Source organism: Pseudomonas sp. CFBP 13719 (genome assembly GCF_014842095.1).
Classification (GTDB): Bacteria; Pseudomonadota; Gammaproteobacteria; order Pseudomonadales; family Pseudomonadaceae; genus Aquipseudomonas.
Genome location: NZ_JACYVB010000026.1, coordinates 1 through 343 on the forward strand (window position 1 = coordinate 1; position 343 = coordinate 343).

Annotated in this window: 1 rRNA gene; it reads right to left on the minus strand. The window is 53.9% G+C overall.

Annotated elements, in window-relative coordinates:
• Nucleotides 1-64: 64 nt before the first annotated feature.
• Nucleotides 65-343: ribosomal RNA gene (locus tag IFT57_RS26845) — 16S ribosomal RNA — on the minus strand; the annotation flags it as partial.

A 343-nucleotide genomic window follows, 5' to 3' on the forward strand; every position in this document is an offset into this window, starting at 1 on the left:
ATCGTCTTCTTCAATGAATCAAGCAATTCGTGTGGGAGCTCATGAGCCAGCTGTTGTCGTCGATTAAGGAGGTGATCCAGCCGCAGGTTCCCCTACGGCTACCTTGTTACGACTTCACCCCAGTCATGAATCACACCGTGGTAACCGTCCTCCCGAAGGTTAGACTAGCTACTTCTGGTGCAACCCACTCCCATGGTGTGACGGGCGGTGTGTACAAGGCCCGGGAACGTATTCACCGCGACATTCTGATTCGCGATTACTAGCGATTCCGACTTCACGCAGTCGAGTTGCAGACTGCGATCCGGACTACGATCGGTTTTGTGAGATTAGCTCCACCTCGCGG